The 17,286-nt window shown below is 53.0% G+C and carries 5 protein-coding genes; all 5 read left to right on the top strand.

Going from position 1 to position 17,286, the window contains the following annotated elements:
• Positions 1 to 139: 139 nt before the first annotated feature.
• The 5 genes from IPM52_05360 (at position 140) to IPM52_05340 (ending at position 17,278) form a co-directional block, all read left to right on the top strand.
• Entirely contained in the window at positions 140 to 2,275 is a 2,136-nt protein-coding gene (locus IPM52_05360) for an RNA-binding transcriptional accessory protein (protein MBK9291035.1), read from the top strand.
• Between the two features lie 124 nt (positions 2,276 to 2,399).
• Positions 2,400 to 5,243, top strand: coding sequence for a hypothetical protein (locus IPM52_05355; protein MBK9291034.1), 2,844 nt, complete (start codon positions 2,400 to 2,402; stop codon positions 5,241 to 5,243).
• 96 nt (positions 5,244 to 5,339) lie between these two features.
• A complete protein-coding gene (locus IPM52_05350; protein MBK9291033.1) occupies positions 5,340 to 9,515 on the top strand; it encodes a response regulator in 4,176 nt (1,391 codons plus the stop codon).
• Between the two features lie 83 nt (positions 9,516 to 9,598).
• Positions 9,599 to 13,903: a T9SS type A sorting domain-containing protein gene (locus tag IPM52_05345; GenBank protein ID MBK9291032.1), complete on the top strand. Its 4,305-nt coding sequence runs from the start codon at positions 9,599 to 9,601 to the stop codon at positions 13,901 to 13,903.
• Between the two features lie 330 nt (positions 13,904 to 14,233).
• The gene (locus IPM52_05340; GenBank protein ID MBK9291031.1) at positions 14,234 to 17,278 is read left to right on the top strand and encodes a TonB-dependent receptor; all 3,045 of its coding nucleotides are present in this window, start codon (positions 14,234 to 14,236) and stop codon (positions 17,276 to 17,278) included.
• Positions 17,279 to 17,286: the final 8 nt, after the last annotated feature.

The following is a 17,286-nucleotide window of genomic DNA, read 5'->3' as shown; positions in this document are numbered from 1 at the left end:
TGATTGGGGTTGAATCTGCTGGCGAAGTTATGGTCTTTTCGGCTTGAAAGCGCATTGTGCACACGAAGCTCATACAAACAGCGCCTGTAATGGCGGCCGGTTGGCCGGTTTCTTGTATTTTCGTGTTAAAAACCAGTATATGGAGGTGTTGACGGCATATGCCCGGCTGATCGCGGGCGAGATGGGGTTGGAATATCAGCATGTGCGAAATACGTTGAGTCTGCTGGCCGATGGGGCGACCATTCCTTTTGTGGCGCGTTACCGCAAAGAACTCACCGGCTCGATGAACGAGGAGCTGATTGCACAGGTTCAGCGGCGCTGGTTGCAGTTGGTTGCACTGGACAAAAGGCGGCAGACTGTGATGCAATCCATTGAAGAACAGGGCAAAATGACCGATGAGCTGCGGACACTTATCGAAAAGGCCGGCAGCATGCAGGAGCTCGAAGACCTTTATCTGCCTTACAAACCCAAGCGCCGGACACGTGCTGGCATAGCCCGGGAAAAGGGTCTGGAGCCTCTTGCCGACTTTATTCTGAAGCAGGGCTTCAGGCCATCGGCCGATGAAGCCAGGCGGTATGTGAATGCTTCCAAAGGTGTGGCCGACGAGGCCGAGGCGCTGGCCGGTGCGCGCGATATTATTGCTGAGCGGGTGAGCGAGGACAGGCTGGTGCGCGAGCGGGTGAGAGGAATCTACCTGAGGCATGCCATGCTGATAAGCAAGGTGGTTCAGGGCAAAGAAGCCGAAGGACGCACCTACCTCACCTATTACGATTGGAAAGAACCTTTGGCCAAAGCCCCCTCGCACCGGCTTTTGGCCATCCTGCGCGGCGAAGCGGAAGGTTTCCTGAAGGTTTCGGTCGAGGTGGACAACGACCGCACCATTGAAATGATCAACCGTATGTATGTCAGGGGTCGGGGCGAAGCCTCCCAACAGGTTGAAAAGGCAGTGTCCGACAGTTTTAAACGCCTCATTGCTCCTTCCATGGAAACCGAAATGCGCGAACACTTTAAGCAAAAAGCCGATGAGGTGGCCATTCGGGTGTTTGCCGAAAATCTGAGGCAATTGCTGCTGATGCCTCCGTTGGGTCAGAAACGGGTGCTGGCCATCGACCCGGGTTTCCGGACAGGTTGCAAGATTGTCATCCTCAACGAGCAAGGTCAGTTGCTGCACAACGACACGATATATCCTCACCCGCCGAACCACGAAGTAAAAGAAGCTGAGAAGAAACTGCGCTCGCTGGTGAATGCCTACAAGGTGGAGGTGGTTGCGGTGGGCAACGGCACGGCCGGACGCGAAACAGAGATGTTTATCCGTCACATCCGCTTCGACAGGGATGTGATGGCTGTAATGGTGAACGAAAGTGGCGCCTCGGTGTACTCAGCTTCGAAGGTTGCCCGGGAGGAATTTCCGGACTACGACGTCACGGTGCGCGGTGCGGTGAGCATCGGGCGACGGCTGATGGATCCGCTGGCCGAACTGGTAAAGATTGACCCCAAATCGATAGGCGTAGGTCAGTATCAGCACGATGTGGATCAGAAGGCGCTGGCCGAAAGCCTCAATCAAACCGTAGAACTTTGTGTGAACGCAGTTGGGGTTGAGCTGAACACAGCCAGCGAACAACTGCTTTCGTATGTGAGTGGCATTGGCCCGCAACTGGCAGCTAACATCGTCCGTTACCGAAATGAAAACGGACCATTCAGCAACAGGCAGCAGTTGCAACAGGTTCCGAGGCTTGGGCCGAAGGCATTTGAGCAATGCGCTGGTTTCCTGCGTATCCGCAATGGCGATCACCCGCTCGATGCCAGTGCGGTGCATCCCGAAAGTTACCACATCGTGGAGCGCATGGCCGAGGCTGTGGGTATGGAGCTGAAAGAGATGATCGGCCGGAAAGATCTCCGGCAGATTATCAATATATCTGATTTCGTGGATGATAAGGCAGGTGTGGAGACGCTTACAGACATACTTGCCGAACTTGAAAAGCCCGGCCGCGACCCCCGCATGCAGTTTGAAGAATTTGAGTTTTCGAAAGACGTGCGGACCATACAGGATGTGCAGCCCGGGATGGAACTCAATGGTATTGTGACCAATATCACTGCCTTCGGCGCTTTTGTGGACATAGGCGTACACCAGGACGGACTGGTGCATGTGAGCCAGATGGCCGACCGCTATGTGCGCGATCCGAACCAGGTGGTCAAAATCAACCAGAAAGTCAGGGTCAGGGTGCTGTCGGTCGACCTCGAACGGAATCGTATCAACCTGAGCATGAAGCTTTGAGGCTGCATGATCCTACCTACCGGCAAAGGGCATTTTCTGCAGGTGGTGTCAATTGCCATCAATCACATATTGGTTATATTTACAAACGATTGCTTCGTCAGATAGCAGCAAACTCAAATTGAGCATGCCCGGAAGATTGGCGTTTTTTATTATCATTGGCTTATGGGTCAGTTGGTTGGCAGCTGCCGGGCAGCACCGTTATGTGGTGGTACACTATGGTGCCGCGGATTACAGGGGTGGCAACCAGAACTGGTCGGTGGCCACCGACAGTGCGGGCCGGAAGTTTGTGGCCAACAACGACGGCTTGCTGGTGATAGACGGTTCGGGACCTCAACTGCATGTCTATCCCGGAAAGACAATCCTGCGCTCGGTGGCGGTTGCGGGCGGCAGGGTTTACACCGGTTCGTTCGAAGCGTTCGGGTATTGGACAGAATCGGAACGGCGCACATGGAACTATCAGCCACTGGAACATCTTGTTGGAAAGGATGCATTCAGAAATGAGGAGATCTGGCGGATTGTGCCATTTGGCGGGAAGATATATTTCCAGAGCTTCGGTAATATCTTTGTTTACGATGGTCAAACTATCCACCGGCTTCACCTCCCGGGGCCTGTGCTTTTTTTGATGAATGCCGGGGGCCGACTGCTGGTGCAGCGCATCAGGGGCGGCATCTACGAAATACGAGGAGATACCCTTGCTTTGATCCCCGGTACGGAACGCTTTGCCCAAACTGAGGTGAAGACAATACTCCCCTACGGTGATGGACAACTTGTAATCGGCACCAGTACGGATGGCCTTTTTCTGCTCGACAGCAACAATCGTATCCAGGCCTGGACGACCGAGGCTGACGAACTGCTCAGCCGCTACAATCTGAACAATGGTGCGCGCTTGGGCGAGGACTTTGCATTTGGCACCATATTAAAAGGAGTGGTGATTGTTGATGCCGGTGGAAAGCTCAGGCATCATATTCACACTGGCAACGGATTGCAAAACAACACGATACTGTCGCTGGAGCCGGATGCTTCGGGCAACCTATGGGCTGGCCTCGACAAAGGCATTGATTACATCTGGTTGCGGGCGCCGGTGGAGGTGTATCGCGAAAGGGACCACGAAACCGGCAGTGTGTATGCGGCAGCCATGTACAAAGGCAAGCTGTACATTGGCACCAATCAGGGGATTTACATCTACGAACCCGGCTCCGACGGTCTGCTGAAACGCACCGGTTTTTTGGAGGGAAGCCAGGGCCAGGTGTGGTTTCTGAAAGAAATTGACGGCTTGCTGTATTGCGGCCTCAACGACGGAACCTATGCTTTTGATGGTCGTAAGTTGCTGCAGGTGAGTGCTGTAAATGGGGGATACGACCTGCGCCGGCTCTTTATCTCCGGCAAGGAACACATGCTGCAGTCCACCTACAACGAACTTGTGGAATACGCCCGGCAGGACGGTGTATGGCGCGCTGCCCGGCTGCTTGAAGGCTGGACTGCTCCGGTGCGCTTTATGGAGGCTGATCAGCTCGGACGTCTTTTTCTGGGACACGCCGTGTGGGGACTCTACCTTGCCGTACCTTCTCCCGGCCTCGACAGCATTGCAGATTATCAGCTTGTTGACGAGCAGTTTGGTGTGCCTCAGGTGCAAAATCAGGTGTTCGGGGTCGATGGCAGGATTGTTGTGCCCGGGCCAGAGGGATTTCTGCAATGGGATGCGTTACGTTCGGTATTTGTGCCTATGGCGGACCTCAATAAACAGCTGGGCAAATTTGCCGTTGCCACGAAGGTTGTCCCGGCGGGCGACCATCGCTACTGGTTGCTGCTGCCCGATGAGGCTGCACTGTACGAGTTGAGGCTCGGCCAGGCAAAAATACTGTATCGTCTTATATTTCAGCAGTTTAATCTAAAAATGGTTAAAGGATACGAGCAGATTGTAACGCTCGGTCCGCAATCATACCTCTTTTGCCTCGAGGATGGTTTTGCCTTGCTGAGGCTTCCACAGCGCAATACAGCTATTTCGCCTGTGGTTCAGGTGCAGGCCGATTTCCTCAACTCAAAAAGCGCGGCGAGGACCTTTGACACCCGCAAGGGCGGTTCGCGCATGTATCTGCCTTTCAGCTACAATACGGCCATGTTCAGGTTTGCTGTAAGTGGTGACGTGGAGCCGGCCAGAATGTATCAGTGGATGCTCGGGGGGATTGACTCCGATTGGCACCAATGGTCGGCAAATACCATTGCGGAGTATTCGCGTTTACCCTACGGAAATTATACCCTCAGGGTGCGCACGCACGATGAGTCCGGTTTTTACAGCGGCGAAACCGTCATACATTTCCGCATCCGACCGCCCTGGTATCTGAGCTGGTATGCGTATTTGATTTATGCCCTGCTTACCCTGGCATTTGTGATGTTGCTCATGGCCAACCACCGCCGCAGGCAGCTGAAAATGAGAGAGAAAGAGTTGAGGGAAGAAAACGAGCGCATCAAGGCACGCAACGAGCAGGCCGAGGCAGAGCTCATCAGGCTGAGCAACGAGAGGCTGCAATCGGAGGTGGTGAGCAAGACCATGGAGCTGGCCAAAAACACCATGGCCATGATCCGGAAAAACGAATTGCTTATCGACATCCGTGAGGAGCTGGCTAACCAGAAAGCACAACTGGGTCCGCGCTATCCGGATAAATTTCACACCCGGATTAACAAGCTCATCGAAAGCGGACTCAACAGTGAGCATGACTGGGAAATGTTTGAGCACCTGTTCGATCAGGCCCACGAAAACTTTTTCAGACGACTCAAGGAAGCTTATCCTGAGCTCACTGCCAGCGATTTCAGGCTTTGCGCCTATCTGCGAATGAACCTCTCTTCGAAAGAGATCGCACCTCTGCTGAATATCTCGGTGCGTGGAGTGGAAGAAAAGCGGTATCGCCTGCGCAAAAAACTCAACCTCCGCCCCGACCAGAACCTCACCGAATTTATTATTGGGTTTTAAATGCCAGCCAGGAGACTTATACGGACCACTTCAGCCACTCGTCTGGAACAAAGGTTGGCGGAGCTCCTTTTGTTCGTTTTGGTATTGGTTCCCGCAATGCTGCATTCAGCTGAGTTGAACTTCCGGCATATCGGTATTGCCGACGGATTGCCCAACAGCACGGTCACGGTGATACACCAGGACAGGTTTGGTTTCATGTGGTTTGGTACACGCGAAGGGCTGGTTCGCTATGACGGAATCAGCATGCGGGAACCCTGGTTCTCATTGCCCGAAAAGTCTGGTATGATCGACCGGATGATCACGGGCATTGCCGAAGATTCTTCAGGGAATCTTTTTGTAAGTGTCTGGGGTACAGGAATATATTATTATAACAGGTACCAGGGCAGGATGGAGGTTGCCTGCGGTGCCGACACCGGAGCGGTGCATTGGTGCAGAAGTGTTTGGGCGCTTACTCAGAATGAGGAGGGCACATTGTTTGCTGCCACGCAGGGCCATGGCCTGTTTGTGCGGAATCCTGGAGATAATGCATGGAAACATTCTGCAGCATTGTGGCCAAAATACAATCCTGGCAACATGATTCGGGCATTGGCCATCGACAGCAGTGGTAAGATCTGGACTGCCTCCGAGGAGCGAGGTATCGTCTGTTTTGACCCAAAGACAAACCAACAGCAAAGCATGATATTGGCCAATACCCAAGGGGCACTTCCACAGGTCAACGCGATTGCTTTTTATCAGGGCAGGGTGCTTGCAGGCACCTCAGAAGGTTTGTTTCTGCAGGAGGAAGCCGACAGTCAGAAAATGGGAAAGTACTTTTGCCGGGGATTTTCCGATCCTCTGATCCGCTCCATAGTCATAGCTGAGGGAAAGTGGTGGATAGGTACTGATGGACAGGGACTTCTGGTCGTACACCCGGAGGAAGGCACATGTGCGCAGGAAACTTTTACCGGAAGACCAGGTGGATTAACGTCTTCGGTGATTTTCCGGCTTTTCAGAAGCAGGGAGGGGCATTTGTGGATAGGAACCAACAAAGGTGGGGTCAATGTGCTTTTTGCAGAGGCCCGACGTTTGAAGCCTCACAAGCTGGCTTTGCCCGACACTGTTTCCCGTCAGATGGTGATGGCCATTCATCATGATCGCAGCGGCCAGCTTTGGATCGGAACGGATGGAGGTGGGGTGTTCCGCGCTTCATCGAGCTCCGGCAATAAAATTGCGGATCAGATTTTTAATGCCGGCAGGGTAGTTAAAACCATATTTGAAGACGGTCGGGGGAACCTCTATTTTGGCACCTATGGCCAGGGCATGGCTGTGCGGGATTCCGGCGGCAGGTGGCTGGTCTTTAGAGAAAAGCCTGGCACCAACAACGAGTCATTCAACAATGTCTGGGCCTTTGCCGAAGATGCCGAAGGTAATGTATGGGTTGGTACACTGAATGGTGGTATGCGGCTTTTCGATCCCTCGAAGATGGATTTTATCGCGTTTGAAGTTGTTGAAAATGAGCTGGTTCCACAGAGTATTCTTGTGCTTATCTACCATCCGTTTCGCGGCAGCCTGCTGGCCGGCTCATTTGGAGGCTTATTCGAGCTGAAATATGCCGGGGGTAGGCTGAAGGTAAGCCGGGTTGCCACCGATCCAACTCATCCGCTTTCAACTGCAGAAGTCAAGGCGCTTCACCTGGACCGGGAGGGGAATGTATGGGCAGGCACGCGCAGCAGGGGACTATTCAAACTCGATTCCGGACTGCGCGTCGTGCAGCAGTTCGGCAGATCAAACGGGTTAAGCAGCAACAGCATAGCGGCAATCAGGCAGGAATCAAATGACTTCATCTGGGTAAGCGGAGGCAGTGGCATGAACCGTATTGATCCGCGCGATGGAACAGTGCTTACTTACACCCTTGAGGATGACTTGAGGGTTCAGGAGTACCTGAGCGAGTCGGCAGCTACTCTGCCTGGCGGTATGTTGGCCTTCGGCGGTGTTTATGGTCTGGATAGTTTCGATCCGGGTATGGTGAGAAAAGACCAATACGCTGCGCCGGTTTATTTCTCCCGTCTTTTTGTGATGAACGAGGAAGTGAAGCCAACCTCCACGGAAGGCTTGCTGAAATCGGACATTGCTTTTCAGACCGGCATCAGGCTGGCTTATCATCAGAATACCTTTTCGCTTGAGTTTCAGGCGCTCAACTATGTGCAACCCGAAAGCGGGAAATATGCATATCTGCTCGAAGGTTTCGACAAGGACTGGAACAACATTGGCAGCCAGCGCCGGGTCACCTTTACCAATCTTGACCCAGGCACCTACACCTTAAGGGTAAGGGCTGCCAATGCTGACGGGGTGTGGAGTCCGCACGAGGCCATACTGAAGGTGGTTGTTGTGCCACCCTGGTGGGACACCTGGCAAGCGAGACTTTTGTTCGTGATGCTTGTGATTGGCATAACCGGATTGGTCATCACCCGCCGCTTCCGGGCCGAGGTATCGCGCCGTCGTGAGCTGGAAGTGCTTGTGGGACAACGCACCATGGAACTGGAAAATGAGAAACTCAGGGTTGAAGCACAAAACAGGGAGCTGAGTGCCACCCGTGATGAATTGCTTGCGCGAAATGCGGAGATATTGGCGCAAAAGGATGAAATAGAACGTATCAGCGCCCAACTTCACGAAGCTGATCAATTGAAGCTGAATTTTTTCACCACCATATCGCACGAAATCCGCACCCCCCTTACCCTGATGATGAGTCCCCTGCACGAAATACTGAAACGTGCCGAAACGGGCGACACCTGGATGTCGGCCAGATTGCAAACTTTGCACCGAAACCTACTTAATCTGCTTGATCTTGTGGATCAGCTCCTTGAATTTCAGAGGCTTGAGCGACAGGATGAGAGCCTTCAGGCTTTCCCGCACAACCTTGCTCAGGTGCTTGGCCGGCTTTGCAGCGATGTGGCCCCCAGGGCCGATGCGGCAGGGATAATGCTCACTCTCAGTTGCGATGAGGCCTTGCCGGATGTTTGGATTGATTTGCCGAAGTTTCAGAAAATCATTTACAACCTGCTCAGCAATGCGATCAAGTTTACTCCCTCTGGTGGCAATGTCAGCGTTGAGATATTGGAAAATGCATGCAATGAACTGGACAACAACAATTTGACTGATTGTGTTGTCATCAGGGTGTCGGATTCAGGAATTGGGTTTCCTCCCGGGGATGCAGAACGCATATTTGAGAGCTTTTTTCAAAGCCAAAACAGCAGATTGAAGGGGTTTGGGGGCACTGGTATCGGGCTTTCTACGGCCCGAAAGATGGCTGTATTGCACCACGGCTGGCTCAGGGCATCGTCGCCGGAAACCGGCGGGGCTGTATTTGAACTGATCCTTCCGGTTGGCGACAAGCACCTCCGCAGCGAGGAAAAACTGATTTCGGCTCCGTCGCAAAGTTCGGTTTTGAAAGAAGAAATAGCTGTAAAACAGGGGATTACGAAAGAGTCCAGCCGCAGAACCGGCAGGAGTGGTCGTCGGCCCACCGTGTTGCTGGTGGAGGATAACCAGGAATTGCGGGAGTATTTATCGGATTATTTAGCCGATACTTACAATGTTTTTAATGCGCCCAACGGTCTGAAGGGATGGGTACGCCTGCAGGAGATTGTGCCCGACCTGGTGGTATCGGACATCATCATGCCCGAGATGGACGGTATTGCATTGTTGCGCAAAATCAAGGATCATCCGCGATATGCCCACATCCCTGTTATTTTGCTCACGGCCAAAACGCTGATTGCCGACAAGCTGCTTGGACTTGGCTACGGCGCCGACGATTATATCGGTAAGCCTTTCATGCTCGATGAACTGAAGCTGCGCATCGACAATACCCTGAAAGCAATCTCGTTGCTGCGTGAAAAAATGCTGGCTGTCCCGTGGGAAATACCTGAGGAAACTACCCTTCCGGCAGAAGATGCACAATTCTTGTTGCGCCTTAACGATATATTGGCACAGCACTATCACGATGAGCATTTTGGGGTGACTGGTCTGGTATCGGCCATGGGCATGAGCCGTACTTCGCTGCACACCAGGCTGAAAAGGGTGGCTGGCGTTTCGGCAAGCGACTGGATAAAAAACTATCGGTTGAGCAAGGCGGCTGATATGTTGCGCAACCAGGCGCTAACAGTTTCGGAGGTGGCCTGGAAATGCGGTTTGCCCAATACGGCATATTTTATTCGTCTGTTCAGGGAGCAATATGGGATCACTCCGGGCATGTTTCAGGAAAAGCACGCACAAAACCGGCTTTCCGAACAATAGGTAAATTTTTCCGAAAGCTATTGCTACCCTGTCTGGTTGAGGTCCGGATATTTTTGGGCAGCTATAACCAAAATTTTATTTCCATGAGAAAACATTTACAAAAGCTGGCATTGCTGCTGATGATCGTCATGTCGGGCAGCATGATGGCCCAGATTGTCAACCAGCCACAGGCAGTGAGCGTGCTTGGGCAGGAAAATTTTACCAGCGGAGGCTCCGGGTTGAATGCGTCAAAGCTCAATGGCCCCAACGGCGTGGCTGTTGACCCCGTGAGCGGAAAGGTCTTTATTGCCGACCGTTCCAACCACCGCGTGCTTCGTTATGGATCGACTGAGGCCATGCAAACTGGAGCTGAAGCCGAAGCCGTGTTGGGTCAGACCGATTTTACTTCGAACAGCTCAGGGCTTACGGCAGCCAAGTTCAACAATCCTATTGGTCTGCATATTGACCTGGCCGGTCGCCTCTGGGTAGCCGATTTTGGAAACAGACGTGTGCTCAGGTTCGACAACGCGGCCATGCTTTCCAACGGGGCAGCAGCTGATGCCGTGCTTGGTCAGCCTGACTTTACTACAAACTCCAACGGCAACTCGGCCGAAAAGCTTGGTGGTCCGGTGGGAATTTATGTTGACTATACCGGAACATTGTGGGTATCCGACTGGAGCAACCACAGGGTGGTGTGGTACCAAAACGCTGCAACACTGGCCAATGGTTCGCCTGCCAATGGGGTTTTGGGACAACCCGGTTTCGGAAGTGCCGTGGGCGCAACCACCCAAACCGGGATGAAAAATCCCAACGATGTGTATGTGGACTATGCCGGACGTTTGTGGGTGAGCGATGCCGCCAACCGCAGGGTGCTGCGTTTCGACAATGCCCGTAACCTGCCAAATGGCGCTCCGGCCGTCGGTGTGCTTGGTCAGACCGATTTTACCAGCGATGTGTCGTCAGTTTCTCAGAGCGGATTTACCAACCTGCGCTTTGTTACCGGCGACATGAAAGGACGACTCTATGTCATACAGGAAAATAGCCACCGCATCACCATTTTCGAGAATGCAGCAGCTTTGCCAAACGGCGCCCCGGCTGATTACCTCTGGGGGCAGCCCGATTTTAACACCGGTACGGCAGGCAATCCGCCCACAGCTGCCAACTTTAACACACCCAGGGCCATGTTTGTGGACGAAGCCCGCGAAACCGTCTGGGTGGCCGACTACAACAACCACCGTGTGTTGCGGTTCTCAGTGGATTATTTCAACACCTTGCTGATCAGCAACAATCCCCAGGCTGTGAGCGTCGTGGGGCAGGAAAACTTTACTTCAGGTTCTTCCGGCCTGAGCGCTTCGAAACTGAATGGTCCCAACGGCGTGGCCGTGGATCCCGTTTCGGGTAAAGTATTTGTGGCCGACCGCAGCAACCACCGCGTGCTTCGTTATAGCTCTGCTGCGGCTATGCAATCGGGCGCCGAAGCTGAGGCGGTGTTGGGTCAGACTGATTTTACCTCCAACAGCTCCGGACTCACCGCATCTAAGTTTAACAACCCCATTGGTGTGCATCTGGATTTGCTGGGCCGACTTTGGGTGGCCGACTTCGGGAACCGTCGTATGCTGCGTTTCGATGCAGCCGCCAGTCTGCCCAACGGCGCACCTGCCGATGCGGTACTGGGGCAGCCCGACTTTACCACCAACAGTGCTGGAAATACTGCTGAAAAGCTGGGTGGCCCGGTAGGCATTTATGTGGATCATACGGGTACGCTATGGGTGAGCGACTGGAGCAACCACCGTGTGGTTTGGTATCACAACGCAGCCTTGTTGCCCAATGGTGCGCCTGCCGATGGTGTGCTCGGACAGCCAGGGTTTGGCAGCGCGGTGGGTGCCACTACCCAGACCGGTATGAAAAATCCCAATGACCTGTATGTGGATTTGTTTGGCAGGCTTTGGGTGAGCGATGCTGCCAACCGAAGGGTGCTGCGTTTCGACAACGCCCGCAATCTGCCCAACGGCGCTCCGGCCGATGGGGTGCTTGGTCAGCTTGATTTCACCAGCGATGTTTCGTCGGTTAGTCAGAGTGGCTTCACCAACCTGAGGTTTGTTACCGGCGACAACAGCGGACGCATCTACGTCATGCAGGAAAACAGCCACCGCATTGTGGTATTCGAAAACGCCGCCTCGTTGCCGAATGGTGCGCCTGCCGACTATATCTGGGGACAACCCGACTTTAACACAGGTACCGCAGGCACGCCGCCCTCGGCCTCAAACTTCAATACACCCCGTGCAATGTTTCTTGACGAAGCCACCGGCAATGTTTTTGTGGCCGACTACAACAACCACCGCGTGCTTCGGTTCTACTTCCTTACCTCTGGTCAATATCAGGTGGTGCTCACCGCACCTTCCGGAGGCGAATCCTGGGCACAAGGCACTACACAAACCATCAGCTGGACAAGCCAGATGGTTGACCATATCAAAATTGAGTTCTCGGCCGACAATGGCGCCAGCTGGACTACCCTGGCTGAAAGTGTTCCTGCCGCCGACGGACAGTTTGCCTGGCTTGTGAATGCACCTTTGACAAACGAAGCCAGAATCCGGATTTCGGACGTGACCAACGCCTCGATCAACAGCGTGAGTGGCACATTCAGCATTGTGCCGCTTAATGTAACCATCAGCCTGCTTTCGCCCAATGGTTACCAGCAATGGGAAAAGGGTAGCCAGAAAAAAATCATGTTCGAGGCTACCAATGCCAGCAATGTCAATATAGAGCTCTCAACTAATAATGGAGCTTCATGGACTGGCATTGTAGAAAATCATTCCGCGGCTTCAGGTTTTTACTTGTGGCAGCTTCCCGAAACAACTGCTGCTCAGTGTCTGATTCGCATCAGCGATCCGTTGACCGGTTACCAGGTAAGCAGCGCTGCACCCTTTTCAATAGTTGAGCCCAGACCTGAAAATCAGGATATTGTATTCTTTTCCGACAGTCCGACCGCCGACTTTTACGATCCCAGCTGGGGCACGTTCACCGCACCTAGCGCCCTCGAACTCGTCAATGGATCAAAATGGCCTGTGAGCACAACGTATTCATTGGTAGGTAATTATGCTTTGAAACTTAACTATACCTCTGCACCGGGTGGCAACTGGTCAATTGCGGTTGCAAGCATCGGCTGGGTAGGGCATGATTTCATGCTTACCGACACCATCAGCATCAAGGTGTTTGCACCCAGTGGTTGGACGACTGCCCAGATGCCCTTCATTTTCCTTGAAGACCTCTCGAACCGCAAGACCGAGAAATTCCCTCTGGCTAATTACACTGCCTCGGTTCCGCCACTCACCTGGACGGAGATCAGGGTGCCGGTGCAGCCATTCAAAGACAATCCTTTGCAGGCCGACCTGACGCGCATCAAAACAATCTTCTTCAGCCAGAATAATGCCGACAACACCCCAACGGTGCTATACTTTGATGATATCCGCGTGGAAGGTCAGAGCATCAATGGCAACGACAGGCCTGTTTTTGTGGTGCTTGGCTCCTCCACAGCTGCCGGAACCGGTGCTTCATCTGCGGCCAATTCGTGGGTGGGTAAGTTCCGCACATACGTGCAGAACATCGATCCGGATGCTGTGGTTGTCAACCTTGCCGTGGGTGGGTTCACCACCTACCACGTCATGCCTACCGGATTTGTTCCGCCAGCAGGACGGCCTTCGCCCTCTCCAAACAACAACATCACCCGGGCAATGGCCTATAATCCCTGGGCTATCATCATCAACCTGCCCAGCAATGATGCAGCCAACAACTACACTGTTGAAGAGCAAATGTCGAATTTCGCAGCCATCCTCGCCCCGGCCATCGCCCAAAACAAGCATTTCCGCCTGACGACCACCCAGCCACGGAACTTCAGCAACCCGGCCCAGCTGCAAAACCTCATCAATGTGCGCACGGCCATTCTGAATACCTACGGCAACAATGCTGTCAACATTTTCGACGAGCTGGCCAATCCCGATGGCACAATTAAGCCAATGTATAATTCAGGCGATGGCATCCACCTCAACGACGCCGGTCACAATTATATCTATCAGCAGATTGTTGCCTCGGGCATTGCCAATATCCTTGGCGTGGACGAAAAAGCCTACAACGGGAAAAACAATATCATCCTGGGTCGTACCTATCCCAATCCTGCCGGCGAACTCATCAATATCCCGATCACTTTGGATAAAGATGCACAAATCGAGTTGCAGTTGTTCAATGCCCAGGGTCAGTTGGTGACTACCGTTCTGAGCGGATGGCAGCAGGCAGGTCGTCAAACTGTCAGGTTTTCTACTTCCGGCATGCCTTCGGGTCTTTATATGCTCAGGCTAAAAACTGTTGCTGGAGATAAAAGCCGTGTTGAGACGCATACAGTGATTGTCAGATGACATGGATTAGGTGAGTATTTGGTAAAGTCCGGCCTGCTTCAGGCCGGACTTTTTTTGTTGCCCGCCTGATTGAGCTCAATCGGTTTCGAATGCGGCAGGTTTTCAAATTTGTTGTGTAAAAATCAACAAAATAGTAAAGTATTATTAATCAATTATTTAAAAAAGAAAATGAGCCTTTTGATGAGGTGATTCAGTGGTACAATTGCAACCGTTTTCGGGCAGAAGTAGTCAAGTTGATGCGAAAAAAATGCAATCGGTTGCGCTTCGCTCTATTTTTGACCTTGTCTTAACGAACCCGGAATGATGATTTAGAAACCAAAAACCGACCAGATGAAAAATTGCAAACGAATTTATGGTCTCATCCTGCTGACAGTGCTGCTGACTACCGGCACGGCTGCTGACCTTTTTGCCCAGCGCATTGTGCGTGGTACGGTAACGGCCGGACAAATGGGCGAGACGCTGCCTGGTGTAAATATTGTTGTTAAAGGAACGACCCGTGGCACAACCACCGACATCGATGGCAAATATTCCATTGAGCTGCTGGCGGGCGACCGTTTTCTGATTTTCTCCTACACCGGATACGAGACGCAGGAGGTGGATGTGAGCGGACGCACCGAGGTGAATGTGGTCATGAAGGAGGCCACCACCATGCTCGATGAGTTTGTGGTTATCGGATATGGTGTGGTGCGCAAAAGCGACCTTACCGGCGCAGTGAGTTCAGTGAAATCGGACGACATACGGAAAATCACAGCCAGCAATCCTACCCAGGCCCTGCAAGGCAAGGTGGCCGGCGTACAGGTTACCACCACGAGCGGAGCGCCCGGTGCAGGGCTGGCGGTGCGCATCCGCGGGGTGAGCAACTTCGGGAATACCTCACCGATTTTTGTGGTCGACGGGGTAATTCTGGATGATATTTCCTTCCTCAATGCAGCAGATATCCAATCCATGGAGGTGCTCAAAGATGCCTCTGCCACAGCTATTTACGGTTCGCGTGGAGCCAATGGGGTGATTCTGATCACCACCAACCGTGGCGCTGCAAAAGCCTCCGGCAAGCCACAGGTGAGTCTTTCGACGGAATTCAGCCTGCAGCGTCTGGCAAAAAAGATTGACCTGCTCAACGGCCGGGAGTTTGCCATCATCAGCAACGAAATCAAACCCGGCTCTTTTAATAATGTGGACGCCGTACCCAACACCGACTGGCAAAGCCTGATTTTCCGCACCGCACCCATGCACAACCACCAGCTGGCCATTTCGTCGGGCAACGACAAAATCACTTCCTACATAGGTCTTGGTTTATATCAGCAGGACGGGATCATTCCAAAGAGCTATTTCAAGCGACTTTCGCTCAAGCTGAACAACAGCTACAAGGTGACTGACGCCCTGACCCTGGGCAATAACCTAACCCTTTCGCCATACCAGCAGCGTAACGCACCCAACGTCACCTATGCAGTTTACCGCGCCCAGCCCGTGCTCAAACCCTATTACGACGACGGCTCGTTTGGCGTGGTTTACAATGTGGGCAATCCGCTGGCCGACCTGGAGAATTCCAATAGCTACAACACAGGTGTCAGGGCAGTGGGTAACATCTATGCTGACCTGAATGTGCGCAAGGATTTCTTTTTCCGCACCAGCTTTGGCGTGGACGGTGGTTTCAACAAGTCGCTGAGCTTCACACCGGCTTACACAGTTTATAACCCGGATGGTACGGCTTCGCAGCAGGACAATCCTTTCAGCAACCTGTTCAAGGGACAGAACGAAAGCCTGACATGGCTGTGGGAAAATACCCTGACCTGGCTGAAGACCTACGACAAGCATAGTTTCAATGCGGTGGCCGGCTACACCATGCAACGCTCGCGTTCCGAGTTTTTTGGCCTGGCAGGAAGAAACATCATGCGCGACAGCCGCGACTTCTGGTACATTATGCCACCCTACATTCTCGACGAGACCAACAACATCAACATGCTGCAGAGCATCTTCAACGGGGTGGATGCCAATCTGTTCTACAGCATGATATCCTATCTCGGACGCGTGAATTACACCTACGACAACCGTTTTATCGGCACCGTGACTTTCAGGCGCGACGGTTCGAGCAAGTTTGCCCCCGGCAACAGGTATGCCAACTTCCCCTCCCTGGCGCTGGGCTGGAACCTGGGCAATGAAAAGTTTATGCAGAAATACGACCTCATCAGTATGCTCAAAGTCAGGGCCAGCTGGGGGATCATCGGCAACGAAAAAATTACCTATTACGACCGCTTCTCGAGGGTTAACTCAGGGCTTTTTGCTGTGTTCTCCAATCCCGATGCCGCCTATCCTGCCGCAACCTATGGCAAGACAGGCAATCCTGACCTGAAATGGGAAAGCACCACACAGACCAACATTGGCGTTGAGGCTGGTGTGTTCAACAACAAACTGACCGGAGAGTTCGACTTCTATAACAGGGTAACCGACGACATTCTGGTCGAATTGTCCACCCCCGGCCACCTGGGCAACGGTATGGGTCAGCGTGTGCGCTACAATGCTGCCAAGGTGCTCAACCGCGGTTTCGAGTTCAACCTGCGCTGGCGCGAAACACTCAGCAAAGACCTGAGCTATTCGGTTGGGCTCCTGGGAACCACCATCCACAACGAGGTGCTCACCATCGGCGGCAACAGTGGCATCGACTCTACCCTCATTGGTGGTTATCTGGCTAACGGACAGGCAGTTACCCTTAGCAGGGTAGGCCTTCCGGTGGGTGCATTCTACGGCTACCTCACCAATGGTATTTTCCAGAATCAGGCTGAGCTCGATGCTTATCCCCATATGTCGCTGGCCGGCGTGGGCGACCTTCGCTTCGTGGATGTGAACAACGATGGCCGCATCAACGGACTCGACCGTACCTACATCGGCTCACCCATTCCGAAATTCATTTTCGGGTTCAATGTGGAGGTCAACTTCAAATCGTGGGACTTTTCGTTTGACCTGCAAGGGCAGTATGGCAACAAGATATTCAATGGCAAAGACGTGGTGCGTCCCGATCCCTACAATTTCGAGAAATATGTGTTCGACCGCTGGCGTGGCGAAGGCACGAGCAACAAGGTGCCAAAACCCTCGTTTGGAGGCTACAACTATTTCCCCTCGGATTTCTTTGTGCTCGATGGCGCTTACATCAGGCTGCGCAACCTGAGCGTAGGCTACACCCTGCCCGACAATCTGACCCGCCAGCTTCAGCTCGAAAATGTCCGCGCCTACGTCAAGGCCAACAACCTGTACACCCTGACCAAATACACCGGTTACACCCCTGAGATAGGTGGTTTCGATGTGCTCTCGAATGGGATCGACAATGGGATTTATCCCATCGCAGCCGTTGTTTCGCTGGGTCTTAACATCAACTTCTAAAACATGGA

The organism is Bacteroidota bacterium, assembly GCA_016715945.1.
In the GTDB taxonomy this organism is placed as follows: Bacteria; Bacteroidota; Bacteroidia; order Bacteroidales; family F082; genus JALNZU01.
Note: the sequence above shows the minus strand (reverse complement) of the source record. Positions and strands in the feature narration are given on the sequence as shown.